Origin of the sequence: Streptomyces huasconensis (assembly GCF_021028635.1) — a bacterium.
GTDB lineage: Bacteria > Actinomycetota > Actinomycetes > Streptomycetales > Streptomycetaceae > Streptomyces > Streptomyces huasconensis.
In genome coordinates this window covers 1,401,357-1,421,156 of sequence record NZ_CP086119.1, presented here as the reverse complement: position 1 = coordinate 1,421,156, position 19,800 = coordinate 1,401,357, and the positions used below count along the sequence as shown (strand labels likewise).

Annotated in this window: 20 protein-coding genes and 1 tRNA gene; 18 read left to right on the top strand and 3 right to left on the bottom strand. The window is 70.0% G+C overall.

Translation table 11 applies throughout. The features are described 5' to 3' along the window. Window positions 1-148: 148 nt before the first annotated feature. The 3 genes from J2N69_RS06375 to J2N69_RS06365 all read left to right on the top strand — a co-directional run bounded on the left by J2N69_RS06375 (window position 149) and on the right by J2N69_RS06365 (window position 2,583). A complete protein-coding gene (locus tag J2N69_RS06375) occupies window positions 149-1,831 on the top strand; it encodes a site-2 protease family protein (protein ID WP_408056877.1) in 1,683 nt (560 codons plus the stop codon). Continuing rightward, window positions 1,799-1,882 (top strand) — tRNA-Ser (locus J2N69_RS06370). The genes J2N69_RS06375 and J2N69_RS06370 overlap by 33 nt, the downstream gene beginning before the upstream one ends. Window positions 1,883-2,034: 152 nt before the next feature. Further along, on the top strand, window positions 2,035-2,583 hold the full coding sequence (locus J2N69_RS06365) for a hypothetical protein (protein WP_230899860.1): 549 nt from the start codon (window positions 2,035-2,037) through the stop codon (window positions 2,581-2,583). A gap of 122 nt (window positions 2,584-2,705) precedes the next feature. On the opposite strand, the gene J2N69_RS06360 is transcribed toward J2N69_RS06365, so the two are convergent. Continuing rightward, window positions 2,706-3,485, bottom strand: coding sequence for an LppU/SCO3897 family protein (locus tag J2N69_RS06360; protein ID WP_230899859.1), 780 nt, complete (start codon window positions 3,483-3,485; stop codon window positions 2,706-2,708). Between the two features lie 430 nt (window positions 3,486-3,915). On the opposite strand from J2N69_RS06360, the gene J2N69_RS06355 reads away from it, so the two are divergent. From J2N69_RS06355 to J2N69_RS06340, 4 genes are all read left to right on the top strand, one after another. Then, window positions 3,916-4,548 (top strand): hypothetical protein, encoded by a 633-nt coding sequence (locus J2N69_RS06355; RefSeq protein ID WP_230899858.1) that lies wholly within the window; start codon window positions 3,916-3,918, stop codon window positions 4,546-4,548. Window positions 4,549-4,558: 10 nt separating this feature from the next. Beyond that, the gene (locus tag J2N69_RS06350) at window positions 4,559-4,783 is read left to right on the top strand and encodes a cold-shock protein (RefSeq protein WP_230899857.1); all 225 of its coding nucleotides are present in this window, start codon (window positions 4,559-4,561) and stop codon (window positions 4,781-4,783) included. A gap of 67 nt (window positions 4,784-4,850) precedes the next feature. Beyond that, complete coding sequence (locus tag J2N69_RS06345) at window positions 4,851-5,753, top strand: tRNA (adenine-N1)-methyltransferase (protein WP_230899856.1); 903 nt, start codon at window positions 4,851-4,853, stop codon at window positions 5,751-5,753. A gap of 225 nt (window positions 5,754-5,978) precedes the next feature. Beyond that, window positions 5,979-6,566, top strand: coding sequence for a hypothetical protein (locus J2N69_RS06340; RefSeq protein ID WP_230899855.1), 588 nt, complete (start codon window positions 5,979-5,981; stop codon window positions 6,564-6,566). Between the two features lie 19 nt (window positions 6,567-6,585). Here J2N69_RS06340 and J2N69_RS06335 read toward each other — a convergent pair whose 3' ends face one another. Continuing rightward, on the bottom strand, window positions 6,586-6,900 hold the full coding sequence (locus J2N69_RS06335; protein WP_127911317.1) for a ferredoxin: 315 nt from the start codon (window positions 6,898-6,900) through the stop codon (window positions 6,586-6,588). Between the two features lie 253 nt (window positions 6,901-7,153). On the opposite strand from J2N69_RS06335, the gene arc reads away from it, so the two are divergent. The 6 genes from arc to prcA all read left to right on the top strand — a co-directional run bounded on the left by arc (window position 7,154) and on the right by prcA (window position 13,241). Beyond that, a complete protein-coding gene (gene arc, locus J2N69_RS06330) occupies window positions 7,154-8,920 on the top strand; it encodes a proteasome ATPase (protein ID WP_230899854.1) in 1,767 nt (588 codons plus the stop codon). A gap of 213 nt (window positions 8,921-9,133) precedes the next feature. Continuing rightward, complete coding sequence (gene dop, locus J2N69_RS06325; RefSeq protein ID WP_408056680.1) at window positions 9,134-10,645, top strand: depupylase/deamidase Dop; 1,512 nt, start codon at window positions 9,134-9,136, stop codon at window positions 10,643-10,645. Between the two features lie 124 nt (window positions 10,646-10,769). Next, on the top strand, window positions 10,770-10,988 hold the full coding sequence (locus tag J2N69_RS06320) for a ubiquitin-like protein Pup (protein WP_124267463.1): 219 nt from the start codon (window positions 10,770-10,772) through the stop codon (window positions 10,986-10,988). Between the two features lie 42 nt (window positions 10,989-11,030). Beyond that, window positions 11,031-11,618 carry an endonuclease VII domain-containing protein gene (locus tag J2N69_RS06315; RefSeq protein WP_230899853.1) on the top strand — a complete coding sequence of 196 codons (588 nt, stop codon included), beginning with the start codon at window positions 11,031-11,033 and terminating at the stop codon, window positions 11,616-11,618. After that, a complete protein-coding gene (gene prcB, locus J2N69_RS06310; protein ID WP_230899852.1) occupies window positions 11,570-12,415 on the top strand; it encodes a proteasome subunit beta in 846 nt (281 codons plus the stop codon). Before J2N69_RS06315 ends, prcB begins: the two co-directional genes overlap by 49 nt. 52 nt (window positions 12,416-12,467) lie before the next feature. Beyond that, complete coding sequence (gene prcA, locus J2N69_RS06305; RefSeq protein WP_230899851.1) at window positions 12,468-13,241, top strand: proteasome subunit alpha; 774 nt, start codon at window positions 12,468-12,470, stop codon at window positions 13,239-13,241. A 66-nt stretch (window positions 13,242-13,307) separates the two neighbouring features. Here prcA and J2N69_RS06300 read toward each other — a convergent pair whose 3' ends face one another. Then, the gene (locus tag J2N69_RS06300) at window positions 13,308-14,402 is read right to left on the bottom strand and encodes a LacI family DNA-binding transcriptional regulator (RefSeq protein ID WP_230899850.1); all 1,095 of its coding nucleotides are present in this window, start codon (window positions 14,400-14,402) and stop codon (window positions 13,308-13,310) included. A 69-nt stretch (window positions 14,403-14,471) separates the two neighbouring features. Here J2N69_RS06300 and J2N69_RS06295 point away from each other — a divergent pair, with 69 nt between their 5' ends. The 5 genes from J2N69_RS06295 (at window position 14,472) to J2N69_RS06275 (ending at window position 19,792) form a co-directional block, all read left to right on the top strand. Further along, window positions 14,472-15,731: an MFS transporter gene (locus tag J2N69_RS06295; RefSeq protein ID WP_230899849.1), complete on the top strand. Its 1,260-nt coding sequence runs from the start codon at window positions 14,472-14,474 to the stop codon at window positions 15,729-15,731. 9 nt (window positions 15,732-15,740) lie between these two features. Further along, entirely contained in the window at window positions 15,741-17,102 is a 1,362-nt protein-coding gene (gene pafA / locus J2N69_RS06290) for a Pup--protein ligase (RefSeq protein WP_055567245.1), read from the top strand. Window positions 17,103-17,271: 169 nt separating this feature from the next. After that, window positions 17,272-18,270 (top strand): FKBP-type peptidyl-prolyl cis-trans isomerase, encoded by a 999-nt coding sequence (locus J2N69_RS06285; RefSeq protein WP_230899848.1) that lies wholly within the window; start codon window positions 17,272-17,274, stop codon window positions 18,268-18,270. A gap of 58 nt (window positions 18,271-18,328) precedes the next feature. Beyond that, a complete protein-coding gene (locus tag J2N69_RS06280; RefSeq protein WP_230899847.1) occupies window positions 18,329-18,703 on the top strand; it encodes an FKBP-type peptidyl-prolyl cis-trans isomerase in 375 nt (124 codons plus the stop codon). Between the two features lie 135 nt (window positions 18,704-18,838). After that, entirely contained in the window at window positions 18,839-19,792 is a 954-nt protein-coding gene (locus J2N69_RS06275; RefSeq protein WP_230899846.1) for a helix-turn-helix transcriptional regulator, read from the top strand. Window positions 19,793-19,800 lie beyond the last annotated feature (8 nt).

Sequence of the window (19,800 nt, the reverse complement as noted above, 5' to 3'; positions counted from 1 at the left end):
CGAGGCGCCCGGCGAAGCGGCGGGCGGCACGGGCTCGGCTTCGGGCGCCGGGCAGCGGCCCGCCGCTCGGGCGCCGAAGCCGTCGGGGGATGAGGCGCGTGCCGCTGAGCAGCGGCGGGTGCCGACGCTCGACGAGGCGTCCGGCGAGGTGGCAGATGGTGCGGGCTCGGCTTCGGGTGTCGGGCAGCGGCCCGCCGCCCGGGCGCCGAAGCCGTCGGGGGATGAGGCGCGTGCCGCTGAGCAGCGGCGGGTGCCGACGCTCGACGAGGCGCCCGGCGAGGTGGCAGATGGTGCGGGCTCGGCTTCGGGTGCCGGGCAGCGGCCCGCCGCCCCGGCGCCGAAGCCGTCGGGGGATGAGGCGCGTGCCGCCGACCAGCGCCGGGTGCCCACGCTCGATGAGGCCTCCGCCGCCGATGCCCCGCAGCAGCAGCCGCCCGCGCGGCCGACCGTCGCCATGACGAAGCCCCCGCGCGACGGCCAGGACACCGCTCCTCACACCCCCGAGCCGCACCCCACCTCCCAGTCCGCCCCCAGCGACGACGCCCGGACGGCCCCCGAGCGGCCCTCCGACCCGCGTCCCGGCGACCCCGGTACCCCCCGCCGCCCCCAGCCCGCCTTCGACGGCGGCGGCCGTGCCGACGGCAAGGGGGGCGGGCCGACGCCGCCCACGGGACGGAAGAACCCCGGCGGCGGGCTGCTCATGGGCAGGCCCTTCGGCGTGCCCGTCTACGTCGCGCCCAGCTGGTTCCTCGTCGCCGCCCTCATCACCTGGGTCTTCGGCGGCCAGCTCGACCGAGTCCTGCCCGAGCTGGGCGGCGCCCGCTACCTCGTATCCCTCTTCTTCGCCGTCGCCTTCTACGCCTCCGTACTCGTCCACGAACTGGCCCACACCATCGCGGCCCTCCGCTTCAAGCTGCCGGTGCGCCGCATCCAGCTCCAGTTCTTCGGCGGAGTCTCCGAGATCGAGAAGGAGACGGAGACCCCCGGCCGCGAGTTCGTCCTCGCCTTCGTCGGCCCGCTCCTCTCCCTCGTGCTCGCCGGCGTCTTCTACGCCGGCATGCGCGTCGTCGAGCCCGGCACCGTCCCCGGCGTCCTGCTCGCCGGCCTGATGATCTCCAACCTCATCGTCGCCGCCTTCAACCTCCTGCCCGGCCTGCCCCTGGACGGCGGCCGCATGCTGCGCGCCGTCGTCTGGAAGATCACCGGCAAGCCCATGAGCGGAACCGTCGCCGCCGCCTGGGTCGGCCGCGCGCTCGCCATCTCCGTACTGATCGGACTGCCGCTCCTCAACCAGTCCGGCGCCCTCGGCGGCGAGCCCCAGGACATCGGCGGCATGACCACCGTCACCGACGCCCTGCTCGCCGCCATCCTCGCCGCGATCATCTGGACCGGCGCCGGAAACAGCCTGCGCATGGCCCGCCTGCGCGAACACCTGCCCGAACTCCGCGCCCGCACCCTGACCCGCCGAGCCGTCCCGGTCGAGTCCCACACCCCGCTCTCCGAAGCGCTGCGCCGGGCCAACGACGCGGGTGCCCGCGCCCTCGTGATCGTCGATGCCGACGGCGACCCGATGGCGGTCGTCCGTGAGGCGGCCATCGTCTCCGTGCCCCAGCACCGCCGCCCCTGGGTCGCGGTCAGCGGCCTCGCCCAGGACATCACCGAAGGCATGCGGATCTCCGCCGAGCTGGCGGGGGAGGAGCTGCTCGACACCCTGAGGGCCACTCCCGCCACGGAGTACCTCGTCGTGGAGGACTCCGGCGAGATCTACGGAGTGCTGTCCGCCGCCGACGTGGAACGCGCCTTCGTCAAGGCGATGGCCCGCCCCTCCTGAGCACCGCTCTCCTAAAGCGGGTGTCGCAGGTCCGAATCCTGCCGGGGGGCGCCCCCGCCCGTACCGAAGGTGATCTCCGCGCCCCCCGCCTCGGGATGTTCGCACCGCTTGGCCGATTCCGGGTCGTGGTGGAGGGGGGCGGACTTCCGTACGCTCGGCCCGACAGGACTCGCCTGTCTCACGAGTAGCCCTTGGGGGTTGGCGTGCTGTACGCATTCGCCTTTGAGCGGGTCGGCGTCGTGGTGAGCGACCTCTACTTCCTCGACCCGAAGCCGTTGCAGGGGCAGGAGACCCCCGAGCGCGGGGTGCGGCTGGAAATGCGAGTCTTCGAAAGCGGCGAGTTGACCGGTTCCATTTACGCGGCGCGCCCGATCACGATCGGCCGCCCGCTGTGGCGGGTCGATCTCCTCCAGGACGCGGCCGCCGCCCCGAACACCTTCGACCGGACGCACCACCACCCCAACATCGTCGGCTGGGAACCCGGCCCGCGGACGTTCGTCAAGGAGTTGTCCGACGATCCGTTGGCGTGGTTGAGCAGCAAGCTGACCGACATTCCCGGCCTTCTGCGTGAGGCCGGCATCTCTCCGGACGAGATCTCGGCGGCGGATGCGGACAGTCTTCGTACAGCGGCCCCTGAGATCGTGGATACCGTCCGCCGCGTGCTGGAGCGGGTATGGGCCGGCGAGCTCGCCCGGCCCACAACCGATGTCGACGCGGACGCGGTAACCAGCATGAGGGCCAGTTGGCTCTAGTGGAACTCGGTCGGTGGCCGGCGGACATGGTGATCAGTCGGGTCCACCACCGCGGATGAACGCCCGGGGGTCCGGCACCAGGACCGCCGCGCGAAGCGTGCGGCGCGGAGACGAGTAGCCGGTCAGCCGCCCTGGTAGATGGTGGTGCACAGCAACACGGCGCCGTCGTCCACCAGGACCGCCCAGTAGCGCGTCCGATCCCCCGCCGCACGGAGGCAGTTGTTCGCGTTGGCGCCCGCCGGGGCGCGGTAGACGCCCGTGATGTGCATGATCTGGTTGTACGGGGCAGGGACCGTCTTGCGTCGGCAGTCCACGGCTGCCATGAAGCCGAAGGTGATCGCATCGCCGGCCTGCCGGCCGAGCAGGCAGTGGCCGTAGTGGTAGATCCGGGTGAGGCAGAGCTTCGTGGTGTTGCCGGTGGTGGCGGACCGGTGGCTCCAGTACGACTTGTTCTGGCCGATAGGGCAGGCCGTATCCGTGGCGGTCACTTTGACCTGTGCCTGCGCGGCGGCGCAGGACACCGGGTCCGGCGGGGCATCGACGCTCCAGTCGATGGTGGCACTGCCCCCGTGGCCCGTGTCGTAGACCGCCAGGCAGTCACCGGCCGAGATGGCTTTGAACGCCTTTTCGGTGAGGTCCGGAGCGGGGGTCGACGGCTCGGCGCCGGACGTGTGAGTGCTGCCCCCACCGGTGCCGGAGCCGCCGGGGGCGTGGACGGTCGACGGAGGCACGTTCAGGGTGGGGCTGGCACTGGCACTGGCAGGAGGTGCATCGGCCAGCAGGTCTTTCAGCTCCGCCGCGTTGCTGACGCCCAGCCAGGCCAGGATCGACAGGACGGATGCGATCCCGCCGAGCAGGGCCAACAACTTCGCAGTCGAATGCTCATCGGATGCGCCCGCCACCGTGCCCTCCCCGACGAGGCTCAGGCGATATTAGCCTCCTCGGCGCCGCTGAGAACCGAACTCTCCTGCTCCGGCTGACGGCACCGCAGCCACCACGCACCCCCGGCAATACGGCGTCACCCACAGCCGCCGAGGCGCCAGGCACCGGGCACACCCGGCGAGGCGCCAGGCACCGAGCACCGGCATCGGACACCAGGTCAAAGGCATGGCACGGATGTGCCACACGAGCGCCACGGCAGTACCACGGCCGACCCCCACGATGCAGTCATCGGCCACCGCGACCAGTGGGACCGCGGTGAGGCCAGGAGGTCTCGTCATGTGTCAGGCCGCCCTCTGCTGCCCGCCCGGCTCCCCGCGGCCCAACGGGTGACGGCCCAGCGGGGCGGCGTCCGGGCCGCGGCCATCGGGCTGTCGTCCGACCGAGGAGTCGGTGCGCGGCGCCTTGAAAGCCACGTCCGGTACGGACGCGCTGGACAGCCTGGCCCACGGCCTGACCGGCAGTTGCCATCTGGTCGCGGCGGACGGTGGGCACGCTGCGGGGGCAGGGTTCCGCCGGGACCCTGCACCGCTCGGCCCCCAGCGGGCCGTCGCCCTGCTGCACGCCCTGCTGCCCGGGTACCGCACCACGCCGGACTCGCTGTGCGAACTCGCCGCGTTCTGCGGCGGCCTCCCGCTCGCGCTGCGCATCCTCGCCGAACGAGCGGCACCGCGCCCCCGGACGGCCCTGGCGCGACTGATGGCCGAGATCCGCGGCGAGTGTGAGCCGTCCCACCTGTTCGGTCGGCGAGGACAGCACGGATCTGGCCGCGGTCATGTCCTGGTCGCCACGCGGCGTGACCGAGGCGGCGGCCCGCCTCCACCAGGCGCCGGTATCCCGACGCACCCCGCGGACGCGGCAGCCGTCCTGGGCGTCACGGAACGGGCCGCGGAACCGCTCCTGGACGAACTCGCCCAGATCCACCTCGTCGAACGGTATGGTTCCGACCGGTACCGGCTGCCTCCGATCGTCCTGGCCTGCCTCGACGAACGGCAGCGGGCGATGACCGTCGAATGCGCGTGTTAAGGAATGCCTCATGGTGACCGCGACCGTCCGCGAATGGCGCGACGAAGAAGGCTGGGGCGTGCTCGACTCCCCCGAGACCCCCGGCGGCTGCTTCGGCCACTTCTCCGACATCCAGGCGACCGGCTTCCGCACCCTGTCCCCGGGACAGCGTGTGGACCTCACCTGGGAAGCCCCCGGCTTCGAACAGGACGGCTACGCCTACCGCGCCGTGAGCATCGTCCCCCGGCCCGCCTGACCCCACCCCGCCCGGGGCGCCCCGAGCCATGGTCCGCAGCCCCGCCCGCTGCCGGTAGGCTGGTCACATGTCCGAACCGACCGGTGCCGCCCGCCGTCGCGGGCCCTTCAAGGTCGGGGACCAGGTCCAGCTCACCGACCCCAAGGGACGCCACTACACGTTCACGCTCGAGGCCGGGAAGAATTTCCACACCCACAAGGGTTCCTTCCCCCACGACGAGCTGATCGGCGCTCCCGAGGGCAGTGTTGTCCGTACCACGGGAAACGTCGCCTACCTGGCGCTGCGCCCCCTGCTCCCCGACTACGTCCTGTCCATGCCCCGCGGCGCCGCCGTGGTCTACCCCAAGGACGCGGGGCAGATCCTGGCCTTCGCCGACATCTTCCCCGGCGCCCGCGTCGTCGAGGCGGGCGTGGGCTCCGGCTCGCTCAGCAGCTTCCTGCTGCGCGCCATCGGCGACCAGGGAATGCTGCACTCCTACGAGCGCCGCGAGGACTTCGCCGACATCGCCCGGCAGAACGTGGAGCGCTACTTCGGCGGCCCCCACCCCGCCTGGCAGCTCACCGTCGGCGACCTCCAGGACAACCTCAGCGACACCGAGGTCGACCGCGTCATCCTCGACATGCTCGCCCCCTGGGAGTGCCTGGAGGCCGTCTCCAAGGCGCTCGTCCCCGGCGGCATCCTCTGCTGCTACGTGGCGACCACCACCCAGCTCGCCCGGACCGTCGAGTCCATCCGCGAGATCGGCGGCTTCAACGAGCCGACCGCCTGGGAGTCGATGATCCGCAACTGGCACATCGAGGGCCTGGCCGTCCGCCCCGACCACCGCATGATCGGGCACACCGGCTTCCTCCTCACCGCCCGCCGCCTCGCGGACGGCGTGGAGCCGCCCATGCGGCGCCGCCGCCCCGCCAAGGGCGCGTACGGCGAGGACTACTCCGGACCCAACGCCGACGGCGGCAGCCCGCGCTGACCCGCGCGAGGCACCCCGTCCAATGAACAGGCGCCGCCGCCGAGTTCCCTGACCGACCAGGGAACTCGGCGACGGCGCCGTTGCGTTGACGGGACACCAGCCCCGTACCGAAGGCGCGTCCAAAAGAGCCGCGGGTACCCACGGACCCCGGTGTTCCACCTCACTGTGACCTATGGCACGATGCTGGGCATCCACCGGCACAGCCCTCACAGGAGACACTTCCTCGTGCAGCACCCCGCCGTCCCGGACCTGGCACACACCGCCGCCCGTCCCGTCCACTGGCTGGCCACCGCCGCCGCGCTGGCCGCCGTCGTCGCGGGCTCCGCCTTCCTGCAGCCCGGCCCCGCGACCGCCGCCCAGACAGGGCCCCCGACGCACACCAGGGCCGCCGCGGGCGCACCCGCACCGGCCCCCGCGCCCGATCCCGCCGCCGTGGAGTTCCCCCTCGACTGCGGCCCGGTGAAGCCCGTCGTGCAGAAGAAGGCCACCGGCGACCTCGACGGGGACGGCAGGTCCGAGGCCGTCGCCGTGGTGCACTGCCGCGCCGGCTCGGGCACCCCGCCCGACGGGATCTACGTGATCACCCGCGCCGGCACGGGAAAGTCCCGCGTGGTGGCCACCCTCGTCGACCCGAAGGACCGGCGGAACGTGAGCGACTTCGCCGTACGTGACGGCGCGATCACCGCGACGCTCCTCGGCTACTCCTCGCTCGACGTCCCCCGCTGCTGCCCCGACCAGAAGGACGCGGCCAAGTGGCAGTGGCGGGACGGCGCGTTCGTACGGACCACGCCCGCCGGGGCGCGCAGCGTCTGACGCCGCGGCGGGCGGCGGCTCACTCCGCGTCGGGCCCGTACACCTCGACCCTGTCCGAAACACGACGTACATGGATGCAGTCGCCCGGACACTCCTTCGCGGAGTCGGCGACATCCTGGAGAAGTGGCAGCGGGACGGGCGTTGTGGCCCCAGGGGCCTGGAGCAACTCGTCGTCGCCGCTCTTCACATAGGCCAGACCGTCGATGTCCAGCTCGAAGACCTCGGGCGCGTACTGCGCGCAGATGCCGTCTCCGGTGCAGAGGTCCTGGTCGATCCAGACCTCCAGCAGATCATGGCCCTCACTGCCGGTCTCGGCGTCGTGCCGCACGGTCATCTCTCCTGCCGGTCGCTGCGTCGAGCGGCCCGACCAATCGGTAAGTCCGGCCAGCTCTGACGGGTGTTGAACGCTTCGACGATACAACCGCCCGCTTTCCGATGTTGTTGGGTGGGTAATGAGCTGGTGTGAGGGGAAGCGCAAGGGTGAAGATCGGACACACCCCCTTGTCTTTGTGATCTAGGGGTTTCAATCGACACCCACCCAGGTAGGGTCTGGAAGCGTCCAGCTCCCCTTGGAGGAGGTGAGGACCGTGGCAGCCCACGACGACGAAAACAACCGCGGCATCCGGCCGGGACGAGGGTCTGACGACCCTGCCGGTCAGGTTGCCTATCTTGAGCAGGAAATCGCCGTCCTGCGACGCAAGCTCGCCGACTCTCCGCGTCATACGAGGATTCTCGAAGAGCGGATCGTCGAGCTGCAGACCAACCTGGCCGGCGTGTCCGCACAGAACGAGCGGCTCGCCAACACGCTCCGCGAGGCCCGAGACCAGATCGTGGCCCTCAAGGAAGAAGTCGACCGGCTCGCACAGCCGCCGGCCGGCTTCGGAGTCTTCCTCGTGGCGAACGAGGACGGCACGGCGGACATCTTCACCGGCGGCCGCAAGCTCCGGGTGAACGTCAGCCCCAGCGTCGAGCTCGACGAGCTCAAGCGCGGCCAGGAAGTAATGCTCAACGAAGCGCTCAACGTGGTCGAGGCCATGGAGTACGAGAGCGTCGGCGACATCGTCACCCTCAAGGAGATCCTTGAAGGCGGCGACCGAGCCCTGGTGGTCGGACACACCGACGAAGAGAGAGTGGTGCGGCTCGCCGAACCCCTCCTCGACGTCACCATCCGTGCCGGCGACGCCCTCCTGCTCGAACCCCGCTCCGGCTACGTCTACGAGGTCGTTCCCAAGAGCGAGGTCGAGGAGCTCGTCCTCGAAGAAGTCCCCGACATCAGCTACGAGAAGATCGGCGGCCTCGGCGGCCAGATCGAGATGATCCGGGACGCCGTCGAGCTTCCGTACCTCTATCCCGACCTCTTCAAGGAGCACGAACTGCGGCCGCCCAAGGGCGTGCTGCTGTACGGGCCCCCCGGCTGCGGCAAGACGCTGATCGCGAAAGCCGTCGCCAACTCCCTTGCCAAGAAGGTCGCCGAGGTCACCGGGCAGCCCGCGGGGAAGAGCTACTTCCTCAACATCAAGGGCCCCGAACTCCTCAACAAGTACGTCGGCGAGACCGAGCGCCACATCCGCCTGGTCTTCCAGCGTGCCCGTGAGAAGGCGAGCGAGGGCACCCCCGTCATCGTCTTCTTCGACGAGATGGAATCCCTCTTCCGCACCCGCGGCTCCGGTGTCAGCTCGGACGTGGAGAACACCATCGTCCCCCAGCTGCTCGCCGAGATCGACGGCGTGGAAGGGCTGGAGAACGTCATCGTCATCGGCGCCTCCAACCGCGAGGACATGATCGACCCCGCGATCCTGCGGCCCGGACGACTCGACGTCAAGATCAAGATCGAGCGCCCGGACGCGGAGGCGGCGAAGGACATCTTCGCCAAGTACCTCACCGAGCGGCTCCCGCTGCACGCCGACGACCTGTCCGAGCACGGCGCCGACCGGCGCGCCACCGTGCAGGGCATGATCCAGTCCGTCGTCGAGCAGATGTACGCGGAGTCCGAGGAGAACCGCTTCCTCGAGGTGACGTACGCCAACGGCGACAAGGAAGTCCTGTACTTCAAGGACTTCAATTCCGGCGCCATGATCGAGAACATCGTGGGCCGCGCCAAGAAGATGGCCATCAAGGCCTTCCTCGAGGCGAACCAGAAGGGCATCAGGGTCTCCCACCTCCTCCAGGCTTGCGTCGACGAGTTCAAGGAGAACGAGGACCTGCCCAACACCACCAACCCCGACGACTGGGCTCGGATCTCCGGAAAGAAGGGCGAGCGGATCGTGTACATCCGCACCCTCGTCACCGGAAAGCAGGGCGCGGACACCGGACGCTCCATCGACACGGTGGCCAACACCGGTCAGTACCTGTAGAACGCAGGCCGGCTGCGGGTGTCCTTCACGGGTACCCGCAGCCGTCTGCTTTTCAATGAAGACAATGATCTCCCCACCAGCGCAAAGGCGTTCTAGGCTCTTCGGTACCGCCGAGTCGCGCAGTGCGGGGACGGGCACCGCACGCGCACCGGAGAACCAGCGGTACTTGAGCGCCGTTCCCGAAGGGGAGCGCCGCCGGGCAAGGAGGGCCGCATGACCGTACGGCGAGTAATGGGCATCGAGACGGAGTACGGCATCTCCGTCCCCGGCCACCCCAACGCCAATGCCATGCTCACCTCATCCCAGATCGTTAACGCCTACGCCGCGGCGATGCACCGGGCTCGACGCGCCCGCTGGGACTTCGAGGAGGAGAACCCGCTGCGGGACGCGCGGGGTTTCGACCTCGCCCGTGAGGCCGCCGACTCCAGCCAGCTGACCGACGAGGACATCGGCCTCGCCAACGTCATCCTGACCAACGGAGCGCGTCTCTACGTGGACCACGCGCACCCCGAGTACAGCTCACCGGAGATCACCAACCCCATGGACGCCGTCCTGTGGGACAAGGCCGGCGAACGCATCATGGCCGAGGCGGCGGACCGGGCGGCCCAGCTCCCCGGCGCCCAGCCGATCCACCTGTACAAGAACAACACCGACAACAAGGGCGCCTCGTACGGCACGCACGAGAACTACCTGATGAAGCGGGAGACCCCCTTCTCGGACATCGTGCGGCACCTCACGCCCTTCTTCGTCTCCCGCCAGGTCGTCACCGGCGCCGGACGCGTCGGCATCGGCCAGGACGGCCACGAGCACGGCTTCCAGCTCAGCCAGCGCGCGGACTACTTCGAGGTCGAGGTGGGCCTGGAGACGACGCTGAAGCGGCCCATCATCAACACCCGGGACGAGCCCCACTCCGACGCCGAGAAATACCGCAGGCTGCACGTCATCATCGGCGACGCGAACCTCTCGGAGATCTCCACCTACCTCAAGCTGGGCACCACCTCGCTCGTCCTCGCCATGATCGAGGACGGCTTCATCGCGGTGGACCTCGCCGTGGACCAGCCGGTGCGCACCCTGCACCAGGTCTCCCACGACCCGACGCTCCAGCACCTGGTCACGCTCCGCAGCGGTCGTTCACTGACCGCGGTGCAGCTGCAGATGGAGTACTTCGAGCTGGCCCGCAAGTACGTCGAGGAGCGGTACGGCTCCGACGCCGACGAGCAGACCAAGGACGTCCTGGCCCGCTGGGAGGACGTGCTCGGCCGCCTGGAGAACGACCCGATGAGCCTCTCCGGAGAGCTGGACTGGGTCGCCAAGCGGGAGCTCATGGAGGGCTACCGTCGCCGCGACAGCCTCGACTGGGACGCCGCCAGGCTGCACCTCGTCGACCTCCAGTACGCCGACGTACGGGCCGAGAAGGGCCTGTACAACCGCCTGGTGGCGCGCGGCAAGATGAAGCGGCTCCTGGACGAGGCGGACGTGGAGCGGGCCACCACCAAGCCGCCGGAGGACACCCGGGCCTACTTCCGGGGCCGCTGCCTGGAGCAGTACGCGGACGACGTGGCCGCGGCCTCCTGGGACTCGGTCATCTTCGACCTGCCCGGCCGTGACTCCCTGCAACGAGTGCCGACGCTTGAGCCCCTGCGCGGCACCAGGAACCACGTCAAGGAGCTGCTGGACCGCTGCCGCTCGGCGGAGGAACTGGTTCGGGTGCTCTCCGGCGGCTGAAAGGTCACCGGCGGGGGAATCACAGAGGTGGGTCCCGCACGTTGAGGGAAGTGCGGGGCCGATGTCGGACCTGGATTGTAGGGTCTGATCAAGAACGTCTAACCGAGCGAGCGGGGTGAGGTAGATGGCGACCAAGGACACCGGCGGCGGACAGCAGAAGGCGACGCGTTCCACCGAGGAGACCGAGGAGCAGACGCAGGACGCGCAGGCCTCCGAGGACCTCAAGGAGCGCCAGGAGAAGCTGAGCGACGACGTGGACTCCGTGCTGGACGAAATCGATGATGTGCTCGAGGAGAACGCCGAGGACTTCGTGCGCTCCTTCGTTCAGAAGGGTGGAGAGTGACTTTGCCTTCGAATCGAAGGTCGAAGGTGGAGGGGAGGGGCTTTGTCGGAGCCGCTCAAGCGGTGCGCGCGATGCCGAGAGTTCAAGTCGTGCGAGGCGTTTGCATCGAATCGGGCAGTGCGTGACGGCTTGCAGTGCTACTGCAGGCCGTGCGCTGCGGCGTATCACCAGGAGCGGCAGAAGGCCAAGGGGAAGAACGTTCGACCCAAGGTCGCAGCTCCGGCGGGCCACAAGTACTGCCGCAGGTGTGGGGAGATCAAGCCTCATGCCGAATGGGACCGCAACAAGACTGCCTCCGACGGCCTGTCCACTCGGTGCAAAGCATGTCGAACCATCGAAGGCCGTGCCGGCCATCTCAAGCGCCAGTACGGGATCACCGAGGCCGAGCGTGACGAACTGATCGGGGCCCAGAAGGGCCTCTGTGTGATCTGTCTCGAGGCGCCTGCCGTGCATGTGGATCACTGTCACGAGACAGGTAAGGTCCGAGGCGTACTGTGCTTCAACTGCAACTCAGGCATCGGCAAGTTGGGGGACGACCCCGACAAGACCCGCCGAGCCACCGCTTACCTGGAAGGAAACTCGTGGAAGCCAACCCTCGTAGCACCGGGCGTCTACCAGCTGCCTTCCTGACGCCTGGCTCGTCGTCCTTCATGGACTTCCTGTCCGAGCACCAGCCCGAGATCCTGCCGGGCAATCGCCAACTGCCGCCCACGCAGGGCGTCGTCGAGGCCCCGCACGGCACCACCATCGTGGCCGTGACGTTCCCCGGCGGTGTGGTCCTCGCCGGCGACCGGCGGGCCACGATGGGGAACGTCATCGCGCAGCGGGACATCGAGAAGGTCTTCCCCGCCGACGAGTACTCGGCGGTCGGCATCGCCGGCACGGCGGGCCTGGCCGTCGAGATGGTGAAGCTCTTCCAGCTGGAGCTGGAGCACTTCGAGAAGGTGGAGGGCGCCACGCTCTCCCTGGAGGGCAAGGCGAACCGTCTCTCCACGATGATCCGCGGCAACCTCGGCATGGCCATGCAGGGCCTGGCCGTGGTGCCGCTCTTCGCGGGGTATGACGTGGACCGCGAGAAGGGCCGCATCTTCTCGTACGACGTCACGGGCGGCCGCTCCGAGGAGCACGGGTTCGCGGCGACCGGCTCCGGGGCGGTCTTCGCGCGGGGCGCGATGAAGAAGCTGTACCACGACGGTCTGACCGAGGAACAGGCGACGACACTCGTCGTCCAGGCGCTGTACGACGCCGCCGACGACGACTCGGCGACGGGCGGCCCCGACATGGCGCGTCGGATCTTTCCCATCGTCACCGTCATCTCCGACGAGGGCTTCCGGCGGCTCACGGACGAGGAGTCGTCCGTGATCGCGCGTTCGATCCTGGAGAAGCGGCTGGAACAGCCGGACGGCCCGCGCGCCGCGCTGCTCTGATCGCTCCGAATTCGCCACTGACTGAAGTTTTTGACAGAAAGGGACGGATCCGGTGTCGACGCCGTTCTATGTATCACCCCAGCAGCAGATGGCCGACCGGGCGGAATACGCCCGCAAGGGCATCGCGCGCGGCCGCAGTCTGGTCGTCCTGCAGTATGCCGACGGCATCGTGTTCGTCGGCGAGAACCCGTCCCGTGCGCTGCACAAGTTCAGCGAGATCTACGACCGCATCGGTTTCGCGGCCGCAGGCAAGTACAACGAGTACGAGAACCTCCGGATCGGCGGCGTCCGTTACGCCGATCTCCGTGGTTACACCTACGACCGCGACGACGTGACGGCGCGTGGCCTGGCGAATGTGTACGCGCAGACGCTGGGCACGATCTTCTCCAGCGCGGCCGAGAAGCCCTACGAGGTCGAGCTGGTGGTCGCCGAGGTGGGCGAGACCCGCGAGGGCGACCAGATCTACCGCCTGCCGCACGACGGTTCCATCGTCGACGAGCACGGTTCGCTGGCCGTCGGCGGCAACGCCGAGCAGATCAGCAACTACCTCGACCAGCACCACAACGACAACATGACGCTCGCGGAGGCGCTCAAGCTGGCCGTGCGCGCCCTCTCCCGCGACACGAACGGCACCGAGCGGGAGATCCCGGCCGAGCGTCTGGAGGTGGCGGTGCTGGACCGAACGCGTCCGCAGCAGCGCAAGTTCAAGCGGATCGTGGGGCGCCAGCTGTCGCGGCTGCTCGATGAGGGCGGCGCGACGGACGCGGCCAGTGACACGGAAGAGGACGCCGGACCCACGCCGCAGTCCGGTGGCGACATCGAGTAGCCCACTGTCGTGTGTGCGCCCCGCGCTCCGGCCGCCCGGCCGGGACGCGGGGCGTTCGCGTTCCCGTCAGACGCTCCGGCGGGCGGGTCCCGTCGAGCCGCGGACGACCAGTTCGACGGGGAGCGGGGTGGCCTCTGGGCGGCGGCCCTCGACGACGGCGACCAGGGACTCCATGCCGCGCTCGCCGAAGTGTTCGGCGGGCAGCCGGACCGTCGTCAGCTCCGGCTCGACGGCGGTCGCGAGGGTCATGTCGTCGAAGCCGGTCACCGAGATGTCCTCGGGGACGCGCAGTCCCAGTCGCCGGGCGGCCTTGCAGACGCCGGCGGCGAGGAAGTCGTCGTCACAGATGACCGCTGTGGGGCGCCCGCTCGCGGGGGCCAGGGCGGCCTCTGCGGCCACGCGGGCCGCGTCGACGGTCAGGGGTGCCGCGGCGCGGCGTACGGCCGCGTCCGTGCCGTGCAGGGCCGTGGCGAGGGCTTCCGCGCGTACGTCGAAGGTCCAGGAGTCGACGGCCGCGGCGAGGTGCAGGAAGTCGCGGTGGCCGAGCGCGAGGAGATGTTCCGTCACCTGGCGCATGCCCGCGGCGAGGTCGAGGTTGACGGTGGCCGCGCCCAGGCTGTGGGCGGGGTCGCTGTCGAGCATGACCAGGGGCAGGTCGTCGCCGCGGATGGTGGCGAGCGTGTCGGAGGCCATGGAGGAGGCGAGTACGCCGTCCAGTGAGGCCCGTGCCGACTCGAAGGGGTCGCGGGCGGGGCCGGTCCCCTCGGGGGTGGGGTAGAGGAGGACGCCGAAGCCGTGCCGGGCGGCGACGCGGGCGGCTCCGGTGTAGACGTGCGCGAAGAACTCGTTGGTGAGGGCGGGGACGACGAGCAGCGCCGTCCTGGTCCTGCCGAGGCGCAGGTTCCGGGCGGCGAGGTTGGGGCGGTAGCCGAGCTGCCGGGCGGCGGCGCGCACCCGCTCGGCGGTCGGCTCCGCGACCCGGCCGCGCCACTTGTCGCCGAGCACGAGGGAGACGGTGGCCTGGGAGACACCGGCGGCGCGTGCGACGTCGCGGCTGGTGGGGGGCCGGGGGCTCCCGGTTTCCTGCTGTGGCCCGGCCACTGTCACCTCCTGGTCGTGTCCGCGGTACGCGGGCGCGGTGGACCCGCGGACAGGGCTCATGGTACGTATGACGCTCGACGTTATACGTAAAACCCCGGGCCTGACGGCGTGGGGGAGGGGCGGGACGGCATGGCTGCTGGTTACGCGGAGATCCTCCGGACGCGATACGCGACACGGCTGCTCGCCGGGACGCTGGTGGGCCGGCTGCCCAACGCCACGGCCTCCATCGCGATCGTGCTGTTCATCCGGGCCGAGGGCGGCACCTACAGCCTGGCCGGCGCCCTCGCCGCGGTGTACGGCGTGGCCAACGCCGTCGGACAGCCGCTGCTCGGGCGCCTCGTCGACCTGTACGGCCAGCCGCGCGTCCAGCTGCCCGCGGCCCTGCTCTCCGCGCTCGCCATGACGGCCTTCGCCTTCACCGGCCCCGACCGGCTGGCCCTCGCCCACGTCGCGGTGGGCGCCGCGGGCCTGTTCACCCCGCCCCTGGAAGGCGGGCTGCGGGCCCTGTGGCCGAGCGTCCTCGGCAAGGAGGAGCAGGTCCACGCGGCGTACGCCATGGACGCCATCGCCCAGGAAGTCATGTTCACCGTCGGGCCGTTGCTCGTCACGGGCTGCGTGGCCCTGTGGTCGGAGCAGGCGGCGCTGCTCGTGGTGAACGCCGTGGGTGTGCTGGGCGCCCTCTCCGTGGTGGTCTCCGAGCCCTCACGCGCGTGGCGCTCGGCGCCCCGCGAGGCGCACTGGCTCGGCGCCCTGCGCTCACCGGGGCTCCTCGCGCTCCTCGGCGCGTTCCTCTTCATCGGCGTGGCGCTGGGCTCCATCACCGTGGCCGGTGTGTCGTACGCGGACGGGCACGGCGGCGACGCGGTGTACGGCTGGATGATGGCGGCGCTCGGCCTCGGCGCGCTGGCCGGCGGCTCCGTCTATGGCGCGCGGCGGTGGCGCGGCGTCCCGGAGAGGCGCCTGAGCGTCCTGGTGGCCCTGCTCGCCGTCTGCTACGTGCCCCTGATGCTGGTGCCCGGCGCGCCCGCGATGACCGCGCTCTCCGCCCTCGCGGGGGTCTTCCTCGCGCCGTCGCTGGCCTGTGCCTTCGTCATCGTCGACCGGCACGCCCCGCGCGGGACCGTCACCGAGGCGTTCTCCTGGCTGGTGACCACGTTCACCGTCGGGGCCTCGCTCGGAACTGCCGCCGCGGGGCCCGTCGTGGAGTGGGGCAGCACGGCGAGCGGATTCGCCGTCCCCGGGCTCGCGGGAGCGGCCGCTCTGCTGGTTTTGCTCGCCACCGTTCGGGTAATGGTGCCGACCCCTGACTCGGGGATCGTTGCGGGTTCATCGGAAAATGATCGAAACGGTACCGTCGAACCCGGTTTCACCGCCGGGCATCAGGCGTAATGTTCAGTCATGGACCGCCGCATTTTCGGGCTGGAGAACGAGTACGGCGTCACGTGCACGTTCAGGGGACAGCGCCGCCTGTCGCCTGACGAGGTGGCGCGCTACCTCTTCCGCCGTGTTGTGTCATGGGGCCGCAGCAGCAACGTCTTTCTGCGGAACGGCGCCCGCCTCTATCTTGACGTGGGATCACATCCGGAATACGCCACACCCGAATGTGACAACGTGACCGAGCTGGTCACCCACGACAAAGCAGGCGAGCGCATTCTGGAAGGCCTGCTCGTCGACGCCGAACGCCGCCTGCACGAGGAGGGAATCGCGGGCGACGTCTATCTCTTCAAGAACAACACCGACTCGGCGGGAAACTCCTACGGCTGCCACGAGAACTACCTGGTGGCCCGGCACGGAGAGTTCTCCCGGCTCGCGGACATCCTCATTCCGTTCCTCGTGACCCGGCAGCTGCTGTGCGGCGCCGGCAAGGTGCTCCAGACGCCGCGTGGCGCCGTGTACTGCGTCAGCCAGCGCGCCGAGCACATCTGGGAAGGGGTCTCGTCCGCGACCACCCGCTCCCGGCCGATCATCAACACCCGCGACGAGCCGCACGCGGACGCCGAGCGCTACCGCAGGCTCCACGTCATCGTCGGCGACTCGAACATGTCCGAGACGACCATGCTCCTCAAGGTCGGCGCCACCGACCTCGTGCTGCGCATGATCGAGGCCGGCACGGTCATGCGCGACCTCACCCTGGAGAACCCCATCCGGGCCATCCGCGAGGTCAGCCACGACATCACGGGCCGCCGCAAGGTGCGCCTGGCCAGCGGCCGCGAGGCCTCCGCCCTCGAAGTGCAGCGCGAGTACTACGAGAAGGCGGTGGACTTCGTCGACCGCCGCGGCATCCGCACCGGCACCGTCGAGCAGGTGCTCGAACTGTGGGGCCGCACGCTGGACGCGATCGAGTCCGAGGACCTCGACCGCATCGGCACCGAGATCGACTGGGTCATGAAGTACAAGCTCATCGAGCGGTACCGCGCCAAGAACAACATGACGATGTCGCACCCGCGGGTCGCCCAGATAGACCTCGCCTACCACGACATCCACCGTCGCCGTGGCCTGTACTACCTCCTGGAGAAGAAGGGCCAAGCCGCCCGGATCTGCAACGACTTGAAGATCTTCGAGGGCAAGTCGGTGCCTCCGCAGACCACCCGGGCGCGGCTGCGCGGCGACTTCATCCGGCGCGCCCAGGAGCAGCGCCGCGACTTCACGGTCGACTGGGTGCACCTCAAGCTCAACGACCAGGCACAGCGCACCGTGTTGTGCAAGGACCCCTTCCGGTCGGTCGACGACCGCGTGGAGAAGCTCATCGCCGGAATGTGACCCGGTCCGGGGTGAGACCCGGTGAGGCCTCCGTGTGGGAGCCGTGTGATGTGAGCGGCGTTGTGGGAACGCAACGCGGGCGCCGTACGTTCCTCGTTCGGCGCCCTTCTCACGCCGTAGAGTTGCGCGCACGCCAACCCACAAGATCGACCGATACGAGGCCCCCACCGTGCGCCGACGCTCACTCCTTCTTGCCGTCCCGGCCGGCCTGCTCACGCTGGCAGGCTGTGGTGACGACAAGGCCGACAAGGCCAAGACCAAGCCCAGCGACAGCCCGACCAACTCCCCGTCGGCCGCGCCGACGGCGAAGATCGTCGCCGGGCCGCTGCCCGAGATCACCAAGGGCACGAAGTTCGGCCAGAAGCCGACCGTCGCCAAGGGCCCCGGCAAGGCGTCCTCCGACCTCGCGGTGAAGACCCTGATCGAGGGCAAGGGCAAGGAGGTCGCCAAGGGCGACTACCTCCAGGCCCACTACCTCGGCCAGATCTGGGCGACGGCGAAGGTCTTCGACAACTCCTACGACCGGGGCAACCCCACGGTCTTCCAGATCGGGGTCGGCCAGGTCATCCCGGGCTGGGACCAGGCACTCGTCGGCAAGAAGCTCGACAGCCGCGTGGAGCTGGCCATCCCCCCGAAGATGGGCTATGGCGAGGAGGGCAACAAGCAGGCGGGCATCAAGGGCTCGGACACCCTCGTGTTCGTCGTCGACCTGGTGGACACCTTCAACGCCAAGAGCTCGGCGAAGGGCCAGGAGGTCGCGCAGTCCAACAAGGACCTGCCGAAGGTCGGCACGAACACCGACGGCAAGGCCCCCTCGATCGACGTGCCGAAGACCGACGCGCCGAAGAAGCTCGTCTCCTCGTACGTCCTGGAGGGCGACGGCGACGAGATCAAGGAGACCGACAGCCTGCTCTGCCAGTACAAGGGCGTGCTCTGGGCGGACGGCAAGGAGTTCGACTCCTCGTACAAGAGCGGCCGACTCGCCCAGTTCCAGCTGGCGCAGGTCGTCAAGGGCTGGGCGCAGGGGCTGACGGGCAAGAAGGTCGGCAGCCGCGTCCTCATCGTCATCCCGCCGGAGCTGGGCTACGGCGACCAGCCGCCGCAGAACAGCTCCATCAAGAAGGACTCCACGCTGGTCTTCTGCGTGGACATCCTCGCGAAGGCGTGACCCCCTCGGGGATGTAAGACTGTCCGCGCTGACTTTCCGTACCAAGCAGGAGCATTTCGTGAGCATTGACAAGCCCGAGGTCGACTTCCCGGGTGGCGAGCCGCCGGCCGAGCTGCAGATCAGGGACATCTGGGAGGGCGACGGCGCGGTCGCCAAGGCGGGCGACCGCGTCAAGGTCCACTACGTGGGCGTGGCCTTCAGCACGGGCGAGGAGTTCGACGCCAGCTGGAACCGCGGCACCCCGCTGGAGTTCCAGCTCGGCGCCGGCCAGGTCATCTCCGGCTGGGACCAGGGCGTGCAGGGCATGAAGGTCGGTGGCCGCCGCGAGCTGATCATCCCGGCCCACCTCGCGTACGGCGACCGCGGCGCCGGTGGCGGCCGCATCGCCCCCGGCGAGACGCTGATCTTCGTCTGCGACCTGGTCTCCGTCTGAGGACGTCCTCGACCTGATCGTTTCTCCGAGGGCCGCTGCCTGGCCAGGCAGCGGCCCTCGGCTTTTGCCCGGACACCCCGGGGCGGTACGGTCATCGGTCGGAAGCACCATGTGTAAGGCCGAGAAAGGGCGTCGATGGCCATTGCCAAGGCCGAGCGGCTCATGAATCTTGCGCTGTGCCTGCTCGGGACCCGGCGGCCGCTCAGCAAGCGGGAGCTGCGCGAGTCGATTGAGGCCTACCTGGAAGCGGGGTCGGACGACTCCTTCAACCGGATGTTCGAGCGCGACAAGGACGATCTGCGCGAGCTGGGCCTGGTCATCGAGACCGTGGAGAACCTCGACGGCGAGGTCGGCTACCTCGCCCGGCGCGACAGCAACCGCCTGCCGCCCATCACCATCGACGCCGAGGAGGCCGCGGCCCTCGGCCTCGCCGCCAAGGTCTGGCAGCAGGCGCGCCTGGCCGGGGCCGCCAGCGGCGCCCTGCAGAAGCTGCGCGCCGCGGGGCTGCCCGAGGACGCCGACCCGTACGGGGCGCACAGCGCCCTGGAACCCCGCATCCCCGCGCACGAGGCGGCCTTCGAGCCCCTGATGCTCGCCTGCCGCGACCGCCGCCCCGTCGTCTTCGACTACCGCAAGGCCACCGCGGCCCGCCCCGAGCAGCGCCACGTGGAGCCCTGGGCGCTGGAGTGCTGGCGCGGCCACTGGTACCTCGCGGGATGGGACCGCGACCGGGGCGCCGAGCGCGTCTTCCGCCTCTCCCGGATCACCGGCAAGGTGCGCGCCCGCGCGGGCAAGTACACCGCCGATGTCCCGGACGTCGTCACGGTCCGTGAGACCGTCGCGAGCTGGGCCGGGGAGAGCGCCGACCGCACGGCCCGGATCAAGCTGCGCTCGGACGCGGGTTTCCCGCTGCGCGCCAAGGCCGCCTCGGTGCGGGAACTGGGCGACGGCTGGGACGAGTTGGAGATTCCGTACGGCCATGGGCTCGATGCCTGGCTGGTGGAGTTCGGGCCCGACGTGGTGGTCCTGGACCCCGCCGAGCTGCGGGCCGACGTCGTGGACCGGCTGCGCGCCGTGGCCAAGGGCTGAGGGGGACG